Below are 22,203 nucleotides of genomic sequence, written 5' to 3' on the forward strand. Positions count from 1 at the left end.
GCCGTCGGCTCCCGCTCTCTCGTCGTCTTCCGATCATGCGCGCGCCAGGAGCGCCTCCCGTGCATCGCCCGTCGCCGCCACGAGGTTCGCCAGCGACGCCACGGTCTCGTCGTACTGCCGCGTCTTCAGTCCGCAGTCCGGATTGACCCACACGCGGTCGACGCCGACGGCGGCGACGGCGCGGTCGATCCGCCCGCCGATCTCCGCCGCGCTCGGCACACGCGGCGAGTGGATGTCCCACACGCCAGGGCCGATGCCCCGCTCATAGCCGGCGAGCGCCTCGAAGAGCTCGTCGCGGCTGCGGGCGGCCTCGATCGAGGTGACATCGGCGTCGAGCGCCGCGATCGCCTCGACGACGGTGCCGAACTCCGAATAGCAGAGGTGCGTGTGGATCTGCGTGGCCGGACGCGCGTTCGCGGTCGCCAGCCGGAACGAGCCGACGGACCACTCGAGGTACGCGCCGCGCGCCCGGGCGCACAGGGGCAGCAGCTCCCGCAGCGCGGGCTCATCCACCTGGATGACGCCGATGCCGGCCTGCTCGAGATCGGCGATCTCGTCTCGCAGCGCGAGCGCGACCTGACGGGCGGTCTCGCCGAGGGGCTGGTCGTCGCGGACGAACGACCAGGCGAGGATCGTCACCGGCCCCGTGAGCATGCCCTTGACGGGCTTCGACGTGAGCGACTGCGCGTAGGTCGCCCAGCGCACGGTGATGGGAGCCGGTCGGGAGACGTCGCCCCAGAGGATCGACGGGCGCGTGGCGCGTGACCCGTACGACTGCACCCACCCGTTACGGGTCACGGCGAAGCCGTCGAGGTTCTCCGCGAAGTACTGCACCATGTCGTTGCGCTCGGGCTCGCCGTGCACGAGGACGTCGAGGCCGAGCTCCTCCTGCAGGCGAATGACCCTCTCGACCTCGTCCCGGAGCACCTGCTCGTAAGCGGGCGTCGTCAGCTCACCGCGATCGTGCGCAGCCCGTGCGCGGCGGATGTCGCCGGTCTGCGGGAACGAGCCGATGGTCGTCGTGGGAAGCGGCGGGAGCGCGAGCGCGTCGCGCTGCGCGGAGACGCGCTGGTCGACGGGACCGCGCTCGAAGTCCGCCGGCGCGAGGGCGCGGGTACGGGCGCGGACGCGGTCATCGTGCACGCCGGGTGCGGAGCGGCGGTCGGCGAGCGCGACGGCCGCATCCCTGAACGCGGCCTCGACCGCGGGGCGTCCCTCCCGCAGCCCGCGGGCGAGGACCGACACCTCGCCGATCTTCTGGTCGGCGAAGGCGAGCCAGGCCTTCAGGCGCGGGTCGAGGTCGGGCTCATCCGCCACGTCGTGCGGCACATGCTGCAGCGAGTTCGAGGTGCCCACGGCCACGCGCGCGGGCTTGAGCCCGCTCGTCTGCTCGAGAAGCGCCCACGCGCGGTCGAGGTCGCCGCGCCAGATGTTCCGCGCGTCGACGACGCCCGCGACGATGGTCTTCTCCTCGACACCGTCGACGACGGCGGGCACGCCGCCGCGGACCAGGTCGAGGCCGATCGCCTCGACCGGCGTGCCGACCAGCGCCTCCCACCCCGCGATGCTCGGTGCACCATAGGGGGCGGCGACGAGGAGCTGCGGCCGGTGCTCCGATGCGCCGAGCACCGCGTAGGCCTCGGCCACGGCACGCGCGACCTCGGCGGGGCTGACCTCGAGCGTCTCGCTCACGAGGGCGGGCTCGTCCAGCTGCACCCATTCGGCGCCCGCCGCGCGCAGCGCGGACAGGATCTCCAGGTACGCGGGCAGGAGGTCGGCGAGGCGATCCAGCGGGCGGAACGCGGCCCCGGCGCCGTCGGCGGCCTTGGCCAGCGCGAGCAGGGTCACCGGACCCACGACGACGGGACGCGTCGCCACGCCGTCGGCCGCCGCCTCGGCGACGAGATCGGCGTACCGCGCGGGCTGCGCGGCGAAGACGGTGTCCGGGCCGATCTCCGGCACGAGGTAGTGGTAGTTCGTGTCGAACCACTTCGTCATCTCGAGCGGCGCGTTCTCGCCATCGCCGCGCGCGGCAGCGAACTCCGCTGCGAGACCGATCGAGCCATCCTGCTCGCGGTGGCCGGCGAACCGCTCAGGCAGGGCGCCCACGGCGAGCGCCGCGTCCAGGACCTGGTCGTAGAACGAGAACGACTCCGGGATCGCCGACGCCTCGTCCAGGCCGAGCTCGACGAGGCGAGCCCGCGCGGTGCGTCGCAGCTCGGCTGCGCGCTCGCGCAGCTCCGACTCGTCGATCTTGCCGGCCCAGTGGGCCTCGACCGCGCGCTTGAGCTCGCGGCGGCGCCCGATGCGGGGGTACCCGAGGATCGTTCCCAGGGGGAAGTCGGTCATCGCAGGGTCTCCTTCGTGGATCCGGAGGTCTCCGGGTGAGTGCGGTCAGAATGCGGCGGTCTTGCGCAGTGGGATGCCCGCCTCGCGCAGGACGGCGAGCACGGTCTCGTGCTCGTTGAAGGCGTACAGGTGGATGCCCGGGGCGCCGCCCGCGAGCACCTCGCGCGCGAGCCGCGCGGCGTAGGCGACGCCCACCTCGCGACGGCCGGCCGCGGTGGGCTCGACCTCGAGGTCGACCGACAGGTCGGCCGGCAGCGGCTCCCCCGTCAGCTCCAGCATCCGGGCGAGCTTGCCGGGGGAGGTCACCGGCATGATGCCGGGGAGGATCGGGATGACCACGCCGGCCGCGCGAGCGCGGTCGACGAACCGCAGGTAGTCCTCCGCGTGGAAGAACAGCTGCGTGATCGCGGCGTCGGCTCCCGCGGCCTGCTTGGCGAGGAGCGCGTCGATGTGCTCGCGCGGGTGCCGCGAGCGCGGATGCCCGTTGGGGAACGCGGCGACCGTCGTGCGCGCACGCGGACGCGGGTCCACGCGAGCGGCTTCCGGATGGCCGGGGATCGTCGTCTCGCTGTACGGCGCCCGCTCTGCCTGCACGCGATGGATGAGCTGGACGAGCTCGGCGGAGGTGGTGAGGTCGCCGAGGAACGCATCGCCCTCCGCCTTGCCGATGGGCGGATCGCCGCGCAGCGCGAGGAACCGCAGCACGCCCGCGTCGAGGAACTCGCGGATATGGGCGCTCGCGGTGGCGTAGTCGTTGCCCACGCAGGTGAGGTGCGCGAGGGGCTCCACGTCGGTGTTCTCGCGGATCCAGCGCAGCACCCGCAGGGACTCCCCGCCCGTCGAGCCGCCCACGCCGTACGTCACCGAGAGGAACTCCGGCCCCGCCGCCGCGAGGCAGCGGATGGTCTCCTCGAGGGCCGCCGTGCGCGACGGCGTCCGCGGGGGATACAGCTCGAAAGAGAACGGCGTGGCCGACGACTCCATGCTTCTCCCCCGTGCTTCCCGTCGCCGCGGCGACTGCGTCCCTGGGCGGTGCCCGGCCTTTTCCGGAAAGGTAGCCCGCCCCACTCCGGTGAGGGAGATCTGTGACGCCCCGTGTCATCGGGAGCCGGTTACCGTGGTGGGCATGGTGCAGACGCTTCCGTTCGGCTCATGGCCGTCGCCGATCTCCGCCCGTGACATCGCCGGCAACGCGCCGCGGCTGGGAGACGCTCGATTCGTCGGCGACGACGTCTGGTGGGCCGAGGGCGTCGCCGCCGAGGGCGGGAGGACCGCCGTGCTGCGCGCGAGCGACGGGGGGCGCGTGCTGCCCGCGCCGTGGAGCGCGCGCTCGCGCGTGCACGAGTACGGCGGCGGCGCGTGGACGGCCGACGACTCGGGCGGGCTCCTCTTCGTCGAGCAGTCCGACCAGCGCATCCATCTCCTCGCCGAGGGGGCGGACCCCGTTCCCCTCACCCCCGCCGACGCCGGCATGGCGTTCGGCGATCTCGTCCTGGCGGATGGTCGGCTGTGGGCGGTCCGTGAGACGCAGAGCGGCGAGGGGGCACCGCGACGCGACATCGTCGTCGTCCCGCTGGACGGCAGCGCCGCGACGGATGCGTCCGCCATCCGCGGCGTGGTGTCGGGGAGCGATTTCGTGGCCTATCCCACACCGCGCGGCGACCGGCTCGCATGGGTCGCGTGGGACCATCCGGACATGCCGTGGGACGCCGCGGAGCTGCGGCTCGGTCGCATCGAGTCGGATGGCCGGGTGCGGGAGTGGACGACGCTCGCCGGCGGACGACGGGCGTGGGAGTCGCAGGACGTGTCGGCGCTGCAGCCGCAGTGGACCTCGGACGACGACCTCCTCTTCGTCTCCGATCCGCCCATCTGCGAGGGCGGACCCGCGCGCTGGAACCTGCGGCGCGCGCGTCTGCCGGCCGGCGAGACGGCCGTGGTGGAGTCGATCCTCCCCGCCGACGCCGACACCGGCGGTCCGCTCTGGAACCTCGGCACGCGCTGGTACGCCCCGCTCGACGACGGCCGCGTGCTCGCCGTGCAGACGAACGGACGCGATCGCCTCGTGGTCGTCTCCCCCGACACCCGCGCCGTGACCGAGCTCGAGACCCCGCTCGCCCAGGTCCTCGTGAAGGACGTCCGCGGGTCGCGCGTGCTGCTCTCCGGCGCGGGTCCGCGCACCCCGGGCGGCATCTGGCTGCTGGACGTCGACGCGCGCACGGTCACCCCGGTGCGGGGCGGCGAGACGGACCTCGCCCTCGCCTGGATGCCCGAGGCGCTGCCGCTGACCTTCCCCGGCCCTCACGGCGAGGTGCATGCCTTCGCGTACCCGCCGACGAACCCCGAGGTCACCGCCCCCGAGGGTGAGCTGCCGCCGTATCTCGCGCTCGTGCACGGCGGGCCGACCGCCCATGTCGCCGGCGACCTCTCCCTCGCGGTCGCGTACTTCACGAGCCGCGGGATCGGCGTCCTCGACGTCAACTACGGCGGCTCGACGGGCTACGGACGCTCCTACCGCGAGCGCCTGCAGGGCGGATGGGGCGTCGTCGACGTCGACGACGTGGCTGCCGCCGCACGCGGGATGGCGGAGTCGGGCTTCGCAGACCCCGCGCGCCTGGCCATCCGGGGCGGGTCGGCCGGCGGATGGACCGTCCTGTGCGCGCTCGCCGACACCGACGTCTTCGCCGCCGGAATCAGCCGCTACGGCGTGGCCGACCTGCGCATGCTCGTCGCCGAGACGCACGACTTCGAGGCTCGCTACATCGACAAGCTCGTGGGCCCGCTGCCGGAGGCCGTCGACCTCTACGAGAGCCGCTCGCCGCTGTCGCGGCCCGAGCTCCTGCGGACGCCGCTGCTCATCGAGCAGGGCGCGGATGACCCGGTCGTGCCGCCCTCTCAGGCGGAGGCGCTGCGCGACGCGCTCGCGGCGAACGGCGTGCCGCACGCGTACCTCCTCTTCGAGGGTGAGTCGCACGGCTTCCGCGGCAGCGAGGCGATCGTGCGCTCGCTGGAGTCCGAGGTGGCGTTCCTGGGCGCGGTGCTGGGATTCGCCACGCCCGGCGTGCCGACGCTGGAGATCGAGGCGCTGTCGGCGCCCGACGGTACCGTCTGATCCCATGGAGCTGACGGGGCTGGTCCTCGCCGCGATCGGCGGCGCCGATCTCGTGCGGGCGGGCGCGCCCCACCGCGTGCGCGCGGCGGGCGTGACCGTGGTGCTCATCGCGATCGCGCTGGCCGGCGCCGCGATCGGCGCCGACCCCGTCTCCTCGCTGCTGCTCGCGCTCGTGCCGGCGGCGGCCGCGCTCGGCTGGCTCGTGACGATGCGCGCCGACCACTCGCCGCTCGGGTTTCTCCCCGTCGTCTTCCTCGGGGCGCTCGCACTGGGGGCGTTCGCCTGGAGCCCGGCCACGATCGACGCGACGGCCCGCTGGGGCGGCCGCGGCGCGGTGCCGGTGGCGCTCGTGCTCCTCGCGTTCGGCGGCGCGCTCTTCCTGCTCGAGTCGTCGAACCGAGTGGTGCGCACAGCGCTGCGCACGGAGGACGTGCCTGCCGACGGCGACGAGGCGCCGGGGCGCCGCCGGCTGTTCGGCCCGCGACCGGACGCCGAAGCCGTTTCCTCACGGGACGTGCACACGCTCCGCGGCGGACGGCTGATCGGACCGCTCGAGCGTCTCGTGCTCGGCGGGCTGCTGCTGGCCGGCGCCTACCCCGTCGTGGCGGCGCTCATCGCCGCCAAGGGCATCGTGCGCTTCCCGGAGATCTCCCGCGACCGCGACCGCGGCACGCAGGCGGAGTACTTCCTCGTCGGGAGCATGGTGAGCTGGGCGCTCGCCCTCGCGACGACCGCGCTGGTCTGGCTGGGTTCCGCCTCCCTCGGGTGAGGGAGGCGGAACCCCCGCTCACTGCGCGCCGGCGAACTGCTCAAGCTCGGCGGCCAGGCGCGGCGAGACGCGGACGTGCACGCGCGTGCCGCCGGACTCGTGCTCCTGCTCGAGGAAGATGCCCGTCTCGTGGATGGCCGACAGGAGGTCGCCGCGCTCGTAGGGAACGAGCGCCCTCACCTCGACGGCCGGGACCGGCAGGGCGTCCTCGACGACCGCTCGCAGCTCGGCGACGCCCTCCCCGGTGCGGGAGGAGACGAAAACGGCGTCCGGCTCGAGGCCGCGCAGCACCATCCGCGTGTCGTCGTCGATGAGATCGGCCTTGTTGAAGACGACGATCTCGCGGATGTCACGCGCCCCGACATCCGCCATCACATCGCGCACGGTCGCGATCTGCCCCGCCGGGTCGGGGTGATGGCCGTCGACGACGTGCACGATGACGTCGGCGTCGGCGACCTCCTCCAGCGTGGAGCGGAACGCCTCGACGAGCTGGTGCGGCAGGTTGCGGACGAACCCGACGGTGTCGGCGAACGTGAACACGCGGCCGTCCGCGGTCTCGGTGCGGCGCACGGTGGCGTCCAGCGTCGCGAACAGCGCGTTCTCCACGAGGACGCCGGCGCTCGTCAGCCGGTTCAGCAGCGAGGACTTGCCGGCGTTGGTGTAGCCGGCGATCGCGACCGACGGGATGGTGTTGCGCTTGCGCTCGGACCGCTTGGCGTCGCGCGCCGGCGCGAATTCCTTGATCTGCTTGCGCAGCTGCGCCATGCGCGTGCGGATGCGACGGCGGTCGAGCTCGATCTTCGTCTCACCGGGTCCACGTGAACCCATGCCGGCCCCGCCGGCGCCGACCTGGCCGCCGGCCTGGCGGCTCATCGACTCGCCCCAGCCGCGGAGGCGCGGCAGGAGGTACTCGAGCTGCGCGAGCTCGACCTGGGCCTTGCCCTCCCGGGTCTTGGCGTGCTGCGCGAAGATGTCGAGGATCACCGCGGTGCGGTCGATGACCTTCACCTTGATGGCGTCCTCCAGCGCGCGACGCTGGCTCGGTGCGAGCTCGGTGTCGGCGATGACGGTGTCGGCGCCGACGGACATGACGATGTCCTTCAGCTCCTCCGCCTTGCCGCGCCCCACGTAGGTCGCGGGGTCCGGGTGCGGGCGGCGCTGCAGCACGCCGTCGAGCACGGTCGAGCCGGCGGTCTCCGCCAGGGCGGCGAGCTCGCGCAGCGAATTCTCCGCGTCGACGAGCGAGCCCTGCGCGTAGACGCCCACGAGGACGACGTTCTCGAGGCGCAGCTGCCGGTACTCGACCTCGGTGACGTCCTCGAGCTCCGTCGAGAGGCCCGGTACGCGACGCAGCGCATGGCGCGCCTCGAGGTCCCACTGCTCGCCGTCGGTGGTCGAACCGGCGGCGGTTCCCGCATCCTGCAGCGCCTGCGCGCCGCCGAAGATGCGGACTCCCGAGCGCGATTCGGCGTGCGAGAGCACGCGGTCGACCGGATCCGACATCGGATCGGTCTGCACATCGGGATCGATGGTGTCTGTCAAAGGGTGCCTTTCTGAGGTTTTCCGTGGCCGACGGGCGCCGGCCGAAGGGGAGCCGCGTCGGCTGAGCCTTTCAGGATACAGCCGGCACGGCGTCCGAGGAAGGGGGCGTCTCGCCCGCTCCTGTTCACGGAGCGGCGCTCCCTCCGGTAATCTCGGGGATCATGGGGGACCACTACTTCAGCGCGAATCCCTCCGCGCCCGAACAGCTCCGCCGCATCGCCGTGACCCTGGCCGACCGCGATGTCGAGGTGACCACCGCGGGCGGAGTGTTCAGCCCCGATCACGTCGATACCGGCACGCGGGTGCTGCTGGCGAATGCTCCCGAACCCCCGGCGGGTGGCGACTTCCTCGATCTCGGCGCCGGATGGGGGCCGATCTCGCTGAGCCTCGCCATGCTGTCGCCGCGCGCCCGGGTCTGGGCGGTCGACGTCAACGAGCGCGCTCTCGATCTCGTCCGACGCAATGCCGATGATCTCGGCCTCGAGAATGTCAACGCCGTGCGGCCCGAGGATGTTCCCGCGGATGTCTCCTTCCGCACCATCTGGTCGAACCCGCCCATCCGCGTGGGCAAGTCCGTCCTCCATGAGCTGATGGAGACCTGGCTGCCGCGGCTGGCCGAGCGCAGCGACGCGTACCTCGTCGTGCAGCGGAACCTCGGATCCGACTCCCTGCATCGCTGGCTGGAGGCGACGCTCGAGGACGGCTTCAGCGTGCATCGCCATGCCACCTCGAAGGGCTTCCGCGTGCTTCGGGTGCGACACCAGGGGTCGGGCGCTCAGGCGTGATCGCGGAGCGCGAGCTCCGTCCGGTCTTCGGGCCGGTTCCCTCAGCTCCGCTCGGGCGGCAGCGCCGCGCGTGCCGCGGTGACGACGGCGTCGCGGATGGCCGTGAGCAGGGGTGAACGCAGGTTCCACTGCTGCCAGTACAGCGGCACGCGCAGGCGCGGCTCCCCGAGCTTCACGAGGAGCCCTGCTTCGAGCCCCGGCTTGGACTGCAGCGGAGGCAGCATGCCCCAGCCCAGTCCGAGCCGCACGGCGGCGGCGTAGTCCTCCGAGGCCGGCACGTAATGGCGCGGCGCCGTCGTCGGGTCGACGCCCTGCGCCCGCAGCCACGAGGACTGCACATCGTCGGCGCGGTCGAAGTCGATGAGCGGCGCGCCGGCGAGTGCTTGCGGCGTCACGCCGTCGGGCAGCCAGCGCGTCAGGTACCCGGGCGTCGCGACCGCGTCGTAGATGGTGTCGCCGAGCGCGGTGACCGTGCATCCGGCGATCGGCTCGCGCTGCGATGTCACCGCCGCCATCACCGTTCCCGCCTCGAGGAGCGCGGCCGTGCGGTCCTCGTCCTCTCGGCGCAGCTCGAAGGTCACGTCGTGCGTGCGGGTGACCGGCTCCAGGCCGGGAAGCAGCCAGGTGGCGAGCGAGTCGGCGTTCACGGCGATCGGAACCCGCGCGAGCCCCGGGCCCTCGAGGCCGAGTGCCACCGCCGCTTCGTGTGCGAGCAGCGCGTACTGCCGCGCCAGGCGGACGACGACCGCCCCTGCCTCGGTCGCCTGGGCAGGCCGCGAGCGCACGATGAGCACGCGCCCCAGCTGCGCCTCGAGCGCCCGCAGCCGCTGACTCACGGCGGACGGCGTGATCTGCAGAGCGCGGGCGGCTGCGTCGAGGCTCCCCTCCGCCACGATCGCGGCGACCGTGGCGGCGAGCTCGGGAGGCACGTTCATAAGCTCAGCTTATGGTGCTTCAGAATCCTTAGTATGGCTTTTGTCGCGGCCGCGCGGGCGAGTAGCGTCCGATTCGTGCTCACCGCCCTGCTCGCCGGATTCGGCCTCAGCCTGTCCCTCATCGTCGCCCCCGGCGCACAGAACGTCTTCCTGCTGAAGATGGGCATCCGCCGCCAGCACGCGGTCGCGCTCGCGCTGACGTGCTTCGCCAGCGATGTCGTGCTGGTCTCGGCGGGTGTGGGCGGATTCGGCGTCGCCGTGCAGCACCTCCCCTGGCTCTTCCAGGCCGTGAAGTGGGCGGGCGTCGTCTTCCTCGCCGGATACGCCCTCAGCGCCGCGTGGCGCGCGCTGCGTCCGACCGGAGAGGCGATCTCGGTCTCCGGGGGCGCGCCCGTGGTCGGCGCGGCGGAGCGCACGGCCACGGCCGGACTCGCCGACGGCGAGACGACGACCACTGCGACCCTCACCCGGCCGCGCACGGTGGCGGCGACGCTGGCGCCCGCGCTGCTGTCCTGCCTCGCGATCACGTGGCTCAACCCTCACACGTATCTCGATACCGTCCTGCTGCTGGGGTCGATCTCCACGAGCTACGGCGCTGACCGCTGGGTCTTCGGCGTGGGCGCCATCCTCGGCAGCGGCGTCTGGTTCGCGTTCCTCACCGCGATGGCACGGGTCGCCGCGCGCTGGCTGCGCTCGCCCCGCTCATGGCGCGTGCTCGACGGCGTGATCGCGGTCGTGATGGCCGCTCTGGCGACCACGCTCGCGGTCGCCGGATGACCCGCGTCTGACGCGCTGGTCGCCGTGGGATCAGGCGAGGGCCACGACGCCGGAGAAGACGAGGACGGCCGGCCCCGAGAGGGCGACGTGCTCGCCCTCCTCGGTGGGGAACATCCGCACGCCGAGCGTGCCGCCCGGAACGTCGACGCGCCAGAAGTCGGGAGCGGCGGGCCCCGCCCAGTCCCGCACGGCGAGGGCGGCCGCGGCGGTGCCCGTGCCGCACGAGAGGGTCTCCCCCACACCCCGTTCGAAGACCCGCATGCGGATGCGGCCGATGCCGTCCTTCACGCCCTGCGGCACGACGAACTCGATATTCGCGCCGTGCGGCGGCTCGGGCTCGATGATCGGCTGCACGGTGAGGTCGAGGCCTGCGAGCTCCTCCTCGGAGGCGAGCGCCACGACGACGTGCGGATTGCCCAGATCGATGCCGAGCCCGGGCCGCGCCACCGGCAGCCCCTTCGCGCGCACCAGCGGGTCGCCCGGCTCAGCCCGCCACCGACCGAGGTCGACCTGGAAGCCGGTCTCGCTGCGGGTGATGTCCTTCACGCCAGCACGCGTGCCGATGGGCAGCGTCGACCCGGCGGACAGGTCGGCGAGATCCGAGTCCAGCAGGTAGCGCGCGAAGACGCGCGTGCCGTTCCCGCACATCTCGGCGATCGAGCCGTCGGCGTTCCGATAGTCCATGAACCACTCGGCGGCCGGCTCCTCCGCCAGCGTCGCGGCGCCCTCGGGGAGCGCACGCGAGCGCACGACGCGCAGGAGGCCGTCCGCGCCGATGCCGAAGCGCCGGTCGCACAGCGCCGCGACCTGGTCGGCGCTGAGGTCCAGCTCGCCGTCGGGATCGGCGACGATGACGAAGTCGTTGCCCGTGCCGTGGCCCTTGGTGAACTGGATCTCCGCCATCCCCTCAGTCTAGAGTCGACCGCTCCCGGCGACGGTGTCGGCCAGCTCCCCGGCATCGACCTCCCCGGCCTCGAACCAGCGCACGTCGGCATAGCGCTTGAACCACGAGACCTGACGTCGTGCGTAGCGGCGGGTGAGCGCCTGGGTCTGGGCGACGGCGTCCGACTCGGGCAGATCGCCCGCCAGCTGCGCGAGGGCCTGGGCGTACCCGATCGCGCGCGGTGCGGTGACACCGCGCTCCAGGCCGCGCCCGCGCAGGGCGCGCACCTCGTCGAGCATCCCCTCCGCCCACATCCGCTCGACCCGCCGGTCGAGACGCTCGACGAGCGCCGACCGCTCGAGGCGCAGGCCGAGCACCGTAGCCGGGCGCCAATGCACGGGGGCGTCCGGAAGCGCCGCTCCGTGAGTGGCCTCCCCCTGCGCCAGCACCTCCAGCGCGCGCACGATTCGGCGGCCATTGTGAGGGTCGACCCGCTCCGCGGTCACGGGGTCCTCCCGCTGCAGCCGTGCATGGAGCGCACCCGCGCCGAGTCGGGTCAGCTCGTCCTCCAGCTGCGTGCGCAGCGCCTCGTCGCGCGGGGGGAACCGGAACGCGAACAGCACGCTGGAGACGTAGAGTCCCGACCCCCCGACGAGGATGGCGTCGCGGCCGGCGGCGAGGATCCCGTCGATCGCCGCCCGCGCCTCGGTCTGATAGCGGGCGACCGACGCCTCCTCGGTCACGTCGAGCACGTCGAGGAGATGATGCCTGACCCCGCGCCGCTCGTTCAGCGGAAGCTTCGCCGTGCCGATGTCCATGCCGCGGTAGAGCTGCATGGCGTCGGCGTTCACGACCTCGGCGTCACCGCCGACGGCGCGGATGGCCTCGGCCAGGTCGAGCGAGAGATCGCTCTTTCCGGTGCCGGTCGCGCCGACGACCGCCCAGAGCCGCGGCGTGCGGCTCACACGCCGACGCGGATGGTGGGCAGCCCCAGGCGAACCGCGCCGGGGGCCCCGGCCGGAGCCGCGGGAACGGCGCAGGACGCCGCCTGGGCACGATCCCACGCGTCGCCGGCGCGCGTGCGGCGGGTGCGCAGCGGCGCGCCGTCGGGGCTGTCGGCGAGAAGGTGGAACGGCGCTGCGTGGGTGATGACGGCTGTGACGACATCGCCCGGACGCGGACGCTCCGAGCCTGCGGGCAGCTCGACGTGGACGAGCCGGTTGTCCTCCGCACGACCGGTGAGCCGGTGCGTGGCGGCGTCCTTCTTGCCCTCGCCGGTGGAGACGAGCACCTCGACCGAGCGGCCCAGCTGCTTCTGGTTCTCCTCGAGGGAGATGCGCTCCTGCAGGGCCAGCAGGCGGTCGTACCGTTCCTGCACGACCTCCTTCGGCACCTGGTTCGGCATGGTGGCGGCGGGGGTGCCCGCGCGCACCGAGTACTGGAAGGTGAACGCGTTGGCGAAGCGCGCCTGCTCGACCACGCGCAGCGTGTCCTCGAAGTCCGCGTCGGTCTCGCCGGGGAAGCCGACGATGATGTCCGTCGAGATCGCGGCGTGCGGGATGCGCTCGCGAACGCGGTCGAGGATGCCGAGGAACTTCGCGCTGCGGTAGGAGCGGCGCATCGCCTTGAGGATGCTGTCGCTGCCGGACTGCAGCGGCATGTGGAGCTGCGGCATCACGGCCGGGGTCTCGGCCATTGCCGCGATGACGTCGTCGGTGAAGGCCGCGGGGTGCGGACTGGTGAACCGGATCCGCTCGAGTCCTTCGATCTCGCCGGCCGCGCGCAGCAGCTTGCCGAAGGCCTGACGGTCGCCGAACTCGACGCCGTAGGTGTTGACGTTCTGGCCGAGGAGGGTGACCTCGATCGCGCCGTCGTCGACGAGGAGGCGGAGTTCGCTGAGGACGTCGCCGGGGCGGCGGTCCTTCTCCTTCCCCCGCAGGCTCGGGACGATGCAGAACGTGCAGGTGTTGTTGCACCCGACGGAGATGGATACCCAGCCGGAGTACGTGGAGTCGCGCTTGGTCGGCAGCGTGGAGGGGAACACCTCGAGCGCCTCGAGGATCTCGACCTCCGCCTCGCCGTTGTGGCGCGAGCGCTCCAGGAGCTCGGGAAGAGCGCCCATGTTGTGCGTGCCGAAGACGACGTCGACCCAGGGTGCGCGATCGAGCACGGCCTCCCGGTCCATCTGGGCGAGGCACCCGCCCACCGCGATCTGCATGCCGGCGCGGGCGTCCTTGCGGGACTTCAGGTGTCCGAGGGTGCCGTAGAGCTTGCCGGATGCGTTCTCGCGCACCGCGCAGGTGTTGATGACGACGAGGTCGGCCTCCTCGCCCGGCTCGACCTTCACGTAGCCCGCGCTCTCGAGCGAGCCCGACAGCCGCTCGGAGTCGTGCACGTTCATCTGGCACCCGAAGGTGCGCACCTCGTACGAGCGCGCGCGGCCCTCGGCGTCGAGGGCGGCGGGCGAGGGATCGATGAGCGTCGGGGCGCTGGATGGCGTAGTCATGACCTGCACATTCTACGTTCCGCCCTTCGCCTCGACACCGAGGGATCGCTCAGCGGAAGCGCACGCCGCGTCCGCCGCCGCGGGCCTCCTCAAGCGCTCGACGGGCGGCCGACATGGCGAGCGAGCCGCCGAAGCCGCGGCGCCCCAGCTGGCCCACGAGACGGCGGAGCGCGGTGTCGTCGTCGTATCGCACCAGGCTCTGGGCCTTGCTGCGGGCGAACTCGAGGGCGCGCTCCTCGTCGTCGTCGGGAAGCTCCGCGAGGGCCGCATCCGCGACGTCGCGGGCGATCCCGCGCGCGGACAGCGCCTGCGCGATCGCGCGGCGGCCTTGGTTCTTGCGCGTCGTGCCGACGTGCACGAGCTGCTCGGCGAGGGCCGCGTCGTCGAGCGCGCCCAGCCGCTCCAGGCGGTCGACGATCGTGTCGATGGCCACGGCGTCCGCGCCGTCCTGGCGGAGACGGGTGCGGGCCTCGCTCACGGAGAGCGAGCGCGAGCGGAGTGCCCGCAGCAGACGTGCTTCCGCGGCCTCCGCCGCTTCGGTCGCCGCCGCGCCGTCGGCGTCCGCCTGGTCCGGTTCGATCTCCAGGAATCGCACGCCATCGCGGACGATGGTGCTCACCGCCGGCACCGCCTGCGGGCGTCCGGCGCGGAGATCGCGCCAGGTGGTGTGCCACCCTTCGGCGTCGGCCGTGCCATCGGCATCAGCCGGGACATCGGGGTCGGCCGGGACATCGGGGTCGGCCGGGACATCGGCGTCAACCGGGACACTCGTATCGGCCGGAGCATCGGCGCCGGCCGCGGCGGGCCGAGCCCCGGCGGCCGACGCCGGGTGGTCGGAGCGCGCGCCGCGCGCCCCGAACAGCGGGATCACGGGGGCGAGGTCCGCCTCGCCCCCGTCGGTCGACTCCGTCATGCTGAGTCAGGCCTCACGCCGTGCGTCGGGCGGGCTCAGCGGGAGCCACCGGCGCCTCCTCGACCGCCGGACGCTGGCCGATGCCGAGCTTGTCCTTGATCTTGTTCTCGATCTCGAGGGCGACGTCGGCGTTCTTGATGAGGAAGTTGCGGGCGTTCTCCTTGCCCTGCCCCAGCTGATCACCGTCGTAGGTGTACCAGGATCCCGACTTCTTCACGATGCCGTGATCGACGCCGAAGTCGATGAGGCTGCCCTCGCGGGAGATTCCGACCCCGTAGAGGATGTCGAACTCGGCCTGCTTGAAGGGCGGCGCCATCTTGTTCTTGACGACCTTCACGCGTGTGCGGTTGCCCACTGCATCCGTGCCGTCCTTCAGGGTCTCGATGCGGCGGATGTCCATGCGCACGGAGGCGTAGAACTTCAGCGCCTTGCCGCCCGCGGTGGTCTCCGGCGATCCGAAGAAGACGCCGATCTTCTCGCGAAGCTGGTTGATGAAGATCGCGGTGGTCTTCGTCTGGTTCAGACCGCCCGTGAGCTTGCGGAGGGCCTGCGACATGAGGCGCGCCTGCAGGCCGACGTGGGAGTCGCCCATCTCGCCCTCGATCTCCGCGCGCGGCACGAGCGCGGCGACGGAGTCGATCACGACGAGGTCGATCGCGCCCGAGCGGATGAGCATGTCGGCGATCTCCAGCGCCTGCTCGCCCGTGTCGGGCTGCGAGACGAGAAGCTGGTCGATGTCGACGCCGAGCTTCTGCGCGTACTCGGGGTCGAGCGCGTGCTCGGCGTCGATGAACGCGGCGATGCCGCCGGCGCGCTGCGCGTTGGCGATCGCGTGCAGGGTCAGCGTCGTCTTACCCGACGACTCCGGTCCGTAGATCTCGATGATGCGGCCGCGAGGGATTCCGCCGATCCCGAGGGCGACGTCCAGGGCGATGGACCCCGTGGGGATGACCTCGACGGGAGCGCGCTCGTCGCTGCCCAGTCGCATGACCGAGCCCTTGCCGAACTGCTTGTCGATCTGCGCGAGAGCCGATTCGAGGGCCTTCTCGCGGTCTGCTGGTGCGGGCATTTCCTGTTCCTTATCCACTCGTGTGCCGCCGCCTGTAGGCTGTCGCGCCCCGACCGGATGGCCGGCTGCTGCGACAAGGCGCGTGGCGCTGGTGCCGATCACCACGCTACGGAGGGCCACCGACATTGCCGTCGGGGCACCGTGTCTGTGGAGGGCCGACGCCTCGCAACCACGTTGTGCACGAGGCTACGCCCGCGTCGAACGGATTTTCGACGACACGCCGTGATCAGACTCGCCGAGCCTCGAACATCGGCGACTCAGCGCCGCGGCTCCTGACGCCCCGCTCCGTACCGTCGCGAGGGCGGCACGTCGGTGTCGGCGCACAGCGCCAGCCAGATCTCCTGCGGCGGAACTCCCTCGTCGAGGGCCTCCTGGGCGGTGCGGCCGATCCCGGTGAGCACGAGGTCGCTGACCAGCGACGACGCGCGGCCGCCGAACTCCTCGTCGACCGCGCGCAGGAACTCGCTTCTGCGCATCCGGGTCAGCGGTAGGACAGCTCGGGGCCGACCTCGGCGATGAGGTCGTCGGGCACCACGTCGGGGAACGAAGGCACGTCGAGCCCCTCGAGCACCGCGATGCGGTCGCCGACGGTGCGGTAGATCGTCGAGATGGGGACGTCGAGCGCCTCGGCCACCGACGCGAGGATCTCGCTCGAGGCCTCCTTCTGTCCGCGCTCGACCTCGCTGAGGTATCCGAGCGCGACACTGGCCTTGCTGGCCACCTGTCGGAGGGTCTGGCCCTTCTGCTGGCGGAAGCCGCGCAGCACGTCGCCGATCTCCTGACGAACCAGAATCATGACTATCCCCTCCTCACTGGCGTATCACCGGGTGCATAAGAGTACAACGCGGGTGAACCCACTTTAATCCCGCTTGACAGGACGAGGGCGAGCGCTCTGGCCGAGAATCCGCCGAGCGATGGCCCTCAGATCTCTGCGACGGCGAGATCCAGCGCGGCGAGCACCGACTGCGCGCGGATCTCCTCGCGGTCGCCGTCGAAGAGGTGGGAGGAGACGACGATGCGGTCGGGCGTGGCGACGGCCACGTGCACGGTGCCGACCGGCTGACCGTCGGGCGAGACCGGGCCGGCGATGCCCGTCGTGGCGAGCCCCACCATCGTCTCCTCGTCTGCAAGCGACAGGACGCGTCGCACGCCGAGCGCCATCTGCCGGGCCACGTCGGGGTGCACGGCGCCTTCCGCTGCAAGCAGGTCCTCATCGACACCGAGCACGGTCTGCTTGATCGTGGTGTCGTACGCCACGACCCCGCCCCGCATCCGCTGCGACGACCCGGGCACGTCGATGATCGCCGACGCCAGCAGCCCGCCGGTGAGCGACTCCGCCGTCCCGATGCTCCAGTTGCGCGCGCTCAGGCGCCGCAGCAGCTCATTCGCCACCGCGAGGGTCTCGCGTTCGATCTCACTCATGCGTCTTGCCCTTCGCGCCGCGCACCTGCGCGACGACATAGTCGATTCCGCTGGCGACCGTGAGGACCACGACCACCCACATCAGGACCTGCGTGACGAGCGAGAAGCCGCCCTCGCCGATGACGAGCCAGATCGGCAGCAGCGCCCAGCCGAGCGCCACGCCCTGGAAGGCGGTCTTCATCTTGCCCATCCAGGCCGCCGCGACGACGTGCTGTCGCGCGACGACGAACCGGTGGATCGTGATCCCCCACTCCCTCACCAGGATGACCACGACCATCCACCACGGCATCTCGTCGAGGATCGCGAGACCGACGAAGGCGGCTCCGGTGAGGAGCTTGTCGGCGATCGGATCCCAGAGCTTGCCGAAGTCGCTGACGAGGTCGTACCGGCGGGCGAGATAGCCGTCGACCCAGTCCGTCGAGATCGCCACGATGAACAGCACGGCCGCGACCCACCGCAACGCGAGGTCGTGCTCGCCCAGGCGGCCGCCCGCGAGCAGCACGATGAAGAACACGACCGCGAGCGGGATGCGCACGACGGTGAGGATGTTCGGCAGCTGCCGCGGGATGGCCATGGCCTCAGTCTCTCAGTACCGCGGCTCGTCACGCCCGGTGAGACTCCAGGCGTCTTCCGACTCGCTCTCGTCGACCGTCTCGTGGCCGGCGAACTGCGCCTCGATCGGGTCCTGCGCGTAGCGGTCTTCGTCGGCCGGAACCGCGACGGCAGCGGGCTTCTCCTCCGCCGCACCCGCGGTCTGCTCCGCCGGCGGCTCCTCGCCGCGCAGCTTCGCGAGCACACCCGCGAGCTGCTCGGGCTTGACCAGCACGTCGCGCGCCTTCGAGCCCTCGGACGGGCCGACGATCTCGCGCGACTCGAGCAGGTCCATCAGGCGCCCGGCCTTCGCGAACCCGACGCGGAGCTTGCGCTGCAGCATCGAGGTGGAGCCGAACTGGCTGGACACGATGAGCTCGGCGGCGGCCAGGAGGAGCTCGAGGTCGTCGCCGATGTCCTCGTCGACCTCCTTCTTCTTCGGCTCCAGCGCCTCCGCCACGTCGGAGCGGTACTCCGGACGCGCCTGTCCCGTGACGTGCGCGACGACCTTCTCGATCTCGTCCTCGGTGACCCACGCACCCTGCACGCGCAGCGCCTTGGACGACCCCATCGGCGAGAACAGGGCGTCGCCCTGGCCGATGAGCTTGTCGGCGCCGGGCTGGTCGAGGATGACGCGGCTGTCGGTGACGCTGGTCACGGCGAAGGCGAGGCGGGATGGCACGTTCGCCTTGATCAGGCCCGTCACGACGTCGACGGAGGGGCGCTGCGTCGCCAGCACGAGGTGGATGCCGGAGGCCCGCGCGAGCTGCGTGATGCGCACGATCGAGTCCTCGACGTCACGCGGGGCCACCATCATGAGGTCGGCGAGCTCGTCGACGACCACGAGGAGGTACGGGTAGGGCTTGAGGACCCGCTCGCTGCCGGCCGGCACGTCGACATCGCCGGCCACCACGGCGCGGTTGAAGTCGTCGATGTGGCGGAACCCGAACGACGCGAGGTCGTCGTACCGCATGTCCATCTCCTTCACCACCCACTGCAGGGCCTCGGCGGCCTTCTTCGCGTTGGTGATGATGGGCGTGATGAGGTGCGGGACGCCGGCGTAGTTCGTCAGCTCCACGCGCTTGGGGTCGATGAGCACCATGCGCACCTCGCTGGGCTTCGCGCGCATGAGAAGGCTGGTGATCATCGAGTTGACGAAGCTGGACTTTCCGGAGCCCGTCGAGCCGGCCACGAGGAGGTGCGGCATCTTCGCGAGGTTCGCCAGGACGAACCCGCCGCCGACGTCCTTGCCGACGCCGATGGTGAGCGGGTGCGTGGACTTCTGCGCGGCGGGCGAGCGGAGCACGTCGCCGAGAGCGACGGTCTCGCGGTCGGCGTTCGGGATCTCCACGCCGATCGCGCTCTTGCCGGGGATCGGGGCGAGGATCCGCACGTCGTTCGACGCCACCGCGTAGGAGATGTTGTTCGACAGCTGGGTGATCTTCTCGACCTTGACCCCGGGGCCGAGCTCGATCTCGTACTGCGTCACGGTCGGACCACGCGAGAACCCCGTGACGCTGGCGTCGACCTTGAACTGCTCGAACACGCTGGTGATCTGCGCGACGACGCGGTCGTTCGACTCCGAATGGGCGACGGCAGGCGGACCGGCCGCGAGCGCCCCAGGGGACGGCAGCACGTACGGCTGCGACGGCGGCTGCGGCCCGCGTCCGCCGGGGCCGTCCGTGCCGAACCCGGTGAAGCCCGGGAGGTCGTCGTCCTCGAGGTCGTCGCCGTCGCCCACGAGCGCGGTGCGGGCCTCGGCGTCGTCACGGAGGCCTGCGACGACGGACTCCGAGATCGCCTCGGTCACCGCATCGGCGGGCGCGGCGGCGCTCTCCGAGGTGACGATGGCCTGGTGGTACCCGCGATCGCTCTGGTCGGTGAGCAGCTCGGTGAGGTCCTGCGGCTCGGAGACGACCTCGGGGTCCTCCTCGCGGCCGGACTTGTTCCGACGCCACCACGGCACGTTCGACTCTGCGTCGCCCTCGTCCTGATCGAGCACCTTCGTCGGGGCCGTGGCGCCCTTCGCGGGCTTCTCCGGCTTCTCCTCGCGCGGCGTACGCTCGGCGTCGAACAACCACAGGTACAGATCGCCCAGGCGCGTGAGGATCCGGTTCGGGGGCGTCTTGGTGATGATGAGGAGGCTCAGCACGGCCAGGAGCGACAGCACGATGTACGCGCCCACGTCGGTGATGAGGTAGGCCATGGCCTCGGCCACCAGCCAGCCGAAGAGGCCGCCCGCCTCGCTGAGCACGACCACGCCGTCGACCGGCTTCGGGCGACCGCCGGCGACGTGGAGGAAGCCCGCGATCGTGACCGTGAGCATGCCGAAGCCGATGCCGACCCGTCCGTTGTCGTTGACCGACGAGGGATGGCGGAAGAGCCAGCCGGCCAGGAGCAGGAGCAGCACAGGGAACACGAATGCCGCGCGCCCGATGAGGGCGCCGAAGGTGTAGCTGCTGATGCTGGCGGCCACGGGGTTCCCAATCAGGAACCACTCCACGACCGCGCCGATGACGGCGAGGAGCACGAGCAGCAGCGGGAAGCCGTCGCGCCGCTGGTCCTTCTCCAGCACCTCGGGGCCGAACGCGCGGAACAGCCCGCCGACCGCGCGGGCGAGCCCGTTCCAGCCGCGCACCACGGGCGACGGCCGGTCGCTCTCGTCGATGTAGCGCTGCGGCGCGGGCTCCGCCTTCTTGCGCGGGCGCGCGGCCGCCTTCGAGGCTCCCCGGCCGGCGGAGGCTCCGGGGGTCTTGGACGCGGCGGACGTACGTGGCATTGCTCCACGGTACGTCCCCCGCCCGACATCCGCCCGGAGCGACGCGGATCGGGGCGGGATCCCGCCCCGATCCGCGTCGCGATCAGGCCTCGATGACGAGCGGCACGATCATCGGGCGCCGGCGCAGCGACTGGTTCACCCAGCGGCCGATGGTGCGGCGGATGATCTGCGACAGCGCGTGGTTGTCGCGCACGCCCTTCTGCGCTGCCTCTTCGAGCGCCGCGACGATCTTCGGCTTCACCTTGTCGAAGACGCGGTCCTCCTCGGCGATGCCGCGGGCGTGGATCTCCGGGCCGGTGACGATCTTCCCGGTCTGGGCGTCGACGACGACGATGACCGAGACGAAGCCCTCCTCGCCGAGCGTGCGCCGGTCTTTGAGGTCGGCGTCGGTGATCGCACCGACGCTCGAGCCGTCGACGTACACGAACCCGAGGTCGAGCTGGCCGGTCACCCGGGCGACGCCGTTCTTCAGGTCGACGACGGTGCCGTTGGAGCCGAGGATCGTGCGCTCGGGCGCGATGCCGGTGTCCTGGGCGAGCTTGGCGCTCGCCATGAGGTGGCGGTACTCGCCGTGGACGGGGAGCACGTTCTTCGGCTTGAGGATGTTGTAGCAGTACAGCAGCTCGCCCGCCGCGGCGTGACCAGACACATGCACCTTGGCGTTGGCCTTGTGCACGACGTTCGCGCCGAGCTTCGTCAGGCCGTCGATGACCCGGTAGACCGCGTTCTCGTTGCCGGGGATGAGGCTCGAGGCGAGGATGACGGTGTCGCCCTCGCCCGGCTCGATCTCGTGGTCGAGGTTGGCCATCCGGCTGAGCACGGCCATGGGCTCGCCCTGCGACCCCGTCGACATGTAGACGATCCGGTGATCGGGGATGTCCCGCGCCTTCTTGTAGTCGACGAGCACGCCGTCGGGCACGTTGAGGTACCCGAGGTCCGCGGCGATCGTCATGTTGCGCACCATGCTGCGGCCGAGGAGCGCGACGCGGCGGCCGTTCGCGGCGGCGGCGTCGAGCACCTGCTGCACGCGGTGCACGTGGCTCGAGAAGCTCGCGACGATGACGCGGCCCTTGGTCTTCGAGATGACCTGGTCGAGCACGGGGCCGATCTGGCGCTCGGCGGGTGTGAACCCGGGAACGTCGGCATTGGTGGAGTCGGGCAGGAAGAGGTCGACGCCCTCCTCGCCCAGGCGCGCGAAGGCGCGAAGGTCGGTGATGCGGCCGTCGAGCGGCAGCTGGTCCATCTTGAAGTCGCCGGTGTGCAGGACGAGGCCCGCCTCCGTCCGGATGGCGACGGCCAGGGCGTCGGGGATCGAGTGGTTCACCGCGATGAACTCCAGCTCGAACGGACCCATCTCCCAGCGCTCGCCCTCCTTGACGACGTGGGCGGCGGGAGAGATCCGATGCTCCTTGAGCTTCGCCGAGACCAGCGCCAGCGTCAGCGCGGAGCCGATGATGGGGATGTCCGGGCGCTTCTTGAGCAGGTACGGCACGGCGCCGATGTGGTCCTCGTGCCCGTGCGTGAGCACGATGCCCACCACGTCGTCGAGGCGGCCGCGCAACGGCTCCATGTCGGGCAGGATCAGGTCCACGCCCGGCTGGTGCTCCTCAGGGAAGAGGACGCCGCAGTCGACGATGAGGATCTCGCCGTCGATCTCGTAGGTGGTCATGTTGCGACCCACCTCGCCGAGACCGCCGAGCGGAGTGACCCGCAGCGTTCCGGGGGTGAGGTCTGCGGGAGGAGCAACCGGTGTGGACATCGTCCGCCTTCCGGG

General features: G+C 71.8%; 19 protein-coding genes. 4 read left to right on the forward strand and 15 right to left on the reverse strand.

Going from position 1 to position 22,203, the window contains the following annotated elements; genetic code table 11:
• Nucleotides 1-33: 33 nt before the first annotated feature.
• Together metE and QWJ90_RS12840 are read right to left on the reverse strand one after the other, a co-directional pair.
• Complete coding sequence (gene metE, locus QWJ90_RS12835) at nucleotides 34-2,349, reverse strand: 5-methyltetrahydropteroyltriglutamate--homocysteine S-methyltransferase (protein ID WP_290108250.1); 2,316 nt, start codon at nucleotides 2,347-2,349, stop codon at nucleotides 34-36.
• Between the two features lie 45 nt (nucleotides 2,350-2,394).
• Nucleotides 2,395-3,333: a methylenetetrahydrofolate reductase gene (locus QWJ90_RS12840; protein ID WP_290108251.1), complete on the reverse strand. Its 939-nt coding sequence runs from the start codon at nucleotides 3,331-3,333 to the stop codon at nucleotides 2,395-2,397.
• Between the two features lie 142 nt (nucleotides 3,334-3,475).
• On the opposite strand from QWJ90_RS12840, the gene QWJ90_RS12845 reads away from it, so the two are divergent.
• Together QWJ90_RS12845 and QWJ90_RS12850 are read left to right on the forward strand one after the other, a co-directional pair.
• On the forward strand, nucleotides 3,476-5,458 hold the full coding sequence (locus QWJ90_RS12845) for an alpha/beta hydrolase family protein (protein WP_290108252.1): 1,983 nt from the start codon (nucleotides 3,476-3,478) through the stop codon (nucleotides 5,456-5,458).
• Between the two features lie 4 nt (nucleotides 5,459-5,462).
• The gene (locus QWJ90_RS12850) at nucleotides 5,463-6,227 is read left to right on the forward strand and encodes a hypothetical protein (RefSeq protein ID WP_290108253.1); all 765 of its coding nucleotides are present in this window, start codon (nucleotides 5,463-5,465) and stop codon (nucleotides 6,225-6,227) included.
• Between the two features lie 18 nt (nucleotides 6,228-6,245).
• Here the strand turns inward: QWJ90_RS12850 and hflX are convergent, their stop codons facing one another.
• A complete protein-coding gene (hflX, locus tag QWJ90_RS12855) occupies nucleotides 6,246-7,769 on the reverse strand; it encodes a GTPase HflX (RefSeq protein ID WP_436836706.1) in 1,524 nt (507 codons plus the stop codon).
• Between the two features lie 161 nt (nucleotides 7,770-7,930).
• On the opposite strand from hflX, the gene QWJ90_RS12860 reads away from it, so the two are divergent.
• On the forward strand, nucleotides 7,931-8,554 hold the full coding sequence (locus tag QWJ90_RS12860; protein WP_290108254.1) for a class I SAM-dependent methyltransferase: 624 nt from the start codon (nucleotides 7,931-7,933) through the stop codon (nucleotides 8,552-8,554).
• 41 nt (nucleotides 8,555-8,595) lie between these two features.
• Here the strand turns inward: QWJ90_RS12860 and QWJ90_RS12865 are convergent, their stop codons facing one another.
• Complete coding sequence (locus QWJ90_RS12865) at nucleotides 8,596-9,489, reverse strand: LysR family transcriptional regulator ArgP (RefSeq protein WP_290108255.1); 894 nt, start codon at nucleotides 9,487-9,489, stop codon at nucleotides 8,596-8,598.
• Nucleotides 9,490-9,564: 75 nt separating this feature from the next.
• Between QWJ90_RS12865 and QWJ90_RS12870 the strand changes: the two genes are divergently transcribed.
• Nucleotides 9,565-10,266 carry a LysE/ArgO family amino acid transporter gene (locus QWJ90_RS12870; RefSeq protein WP_290108256.1) on the forward strand — a complete coding sequence of 234 codons (702 nt, stop codon included), beginning with the start codon at nucleotides 9,565-9,567 and terminating at the stop codon, nucleotides 10,264-10,266.
• A 30-nt stretch (nucleotides 10,267-10,296) separates the two neighbouring features.
• On the opposite strand, the gene dapF is transcribed toward QWJ90_RS12870, so the two are convergent.
• The 11 genes from dapF to QWJ90_RS12925 form a co-directional block, all read right to left on the reverse strand.
• Nucleotides 10,297-11,169 (reverse strand): diaminopimelate epimerase, encoded by an 873-nt coding sequence (gene dapF, locus QWJ90_RS12875; RefSeq protein ID WP_290108257.1) that lies wholly within the window; start codon nucleotides 11,167-11,169, stop codon nucleotides 10,297-10,299.
• Nucleotides 11,170-11,178: 9 nt separating this feature from the next.
• On the reverse strand, nucleotides 11,179-12,114 hold the full coding sequence (miaA, locus tag QWJ90_RS12880) for a tRNA (adenosine(37)-N6)-dimethylallyltransferase MiaA (protein WP_290108258.1): 936 nt from the start codon (nucleotides 12,112-12,114) through the stop codon (nucleotides 11,179-11,181).
• A complete protein-coding gene (miaB, locus tag QWJ90_RS12885) occupies nucleotides 12,111-13,655 on the reverse strand; it encodes a tRNA (N6-isopentenyl adenosine(37)-C2)-methylthiotransferase MiaB (RefSeq protein WP_290108259.1) in 1,545 nt (514 codons plus the stop codon). The genes miaA and miaB overlap by 4 nt, the downstream gene beginning before the upstream one ends.
• 49 nt (nucleotides 13,656-13,704) lie before the next feature.
• Complete coding sequence (locus QWJ90_RS12890; RefSeq protein WP_290108260.1) at nucleotides 13,705-14,568, reverse strand: regulatory protein RecX; 864 nt, start codon at nucleotides 14,566-14,568, stop codon at nucleotides 13,705-13,707.
• Nucleotides 14,569-14,581: 13 nt separating this feature from the next.
• A complete protein-coding gene (recA, locus tag QWJ90_RS12895; protein WP_290108261.1) occupies nucleotides 14,582-15,637 on the reverse strand; it encodes a recombinase RecA in 1,056 nt (351 codons plus the stop codon).
• Nucleotides 15,638-15,894: 257 nt separating this feature from the next.
• On the reverse strand, nucleotides 15,895-16,113 hold the full coding sequence (locus QWJ90_RS12900; RefSeq protein WP_290108262.1) for a DUF3046 domain-containing protein: 219 nt from the start codon (nucleotides 16,111-16,113) through the stop codon (nucleotides 15,895-15,897).
• Nucleotides 16,114-16,118: 5 nt separating this feature from the next.
• Nucleotides 16,119-16,433: a helix-turn-helix domain-containing protein gene (locus QWJ90_RS12905; protein ID WP_156241800.1), complete on the reverse strand. Its 315-nt coding sequence runs from the start codon at nucleotides 16,431-16,433 to the stop codon at nucleotides 16,119-16,121.
• 125 nt (nucleotides 16,434-16,558) lie between these two features.
• Nucleotides 16,559-17,059, reverse strand: a complete 501-nt coding sequence (locus QWJ90_RS12910) for a CinA family protein (protein WP_290108263.1) — start codon at nucleotides 17,057-17,059, stop codon at nucleotides 16,559-16,561.
• On the reverse strand, nucleotides 17,052-17,633 hold the full coding sequence (pgsA, locus tag QWJ90_RS12915) for a CDP-diacylglycerol--glycerol-3-phosphate 3-phosphatidyltransferase (protein WP_290108264.1): 582 nt from the start codon (nucleotides 17,631-17,633) through the stop codon (nucleotides 17,052-17,054). The genes QWJ90_RS12910 and pgsA overlap by 8 nt, the downstream gene beginning before the upstream one ends.
• A gap of 12 nt (nucleotides 17,634-17,645) precedes the next feature.
• On the reverse strand, nucleotides 17,646-20,429 hold the full coding sequence (locus tag QWJ90_RS12920) for an FtsK/SpoIIIE family DNA translocase (RefSeq protein WP_290108265.1): 2,784 nt from the start codon (nucleotides 20,427-20,429) through the stop codon (nucleotides 17,646-17,648).
• 82 nt (nucleotides 20,430-20,511) lie between these two features.
• Nucleotides 20,512-22,188, reverse strand: coding sequence for a ribonuclease J (locus QWJ90_RS12925; protein WP_290108266.1), 1,677 nt, complete (start codon nucleotides 22,186-22,188; stop codon nucleotides 20,512-20,514).
• Nucleotides 22,189-22,203: the final 15 nt, after the last annotated feature.

Origin of the sequence: Microbacterium oryzae, from assembly GCF_030406385.1 — a bacterium.
In the GTDB taxonomy this organism is placed as follows: Bacteria; Actinomycetota; Actinomycetes; order Actinomycetales; family Microbacteriaceae; genus Microbacterium; species Microbacterium oryzae_A.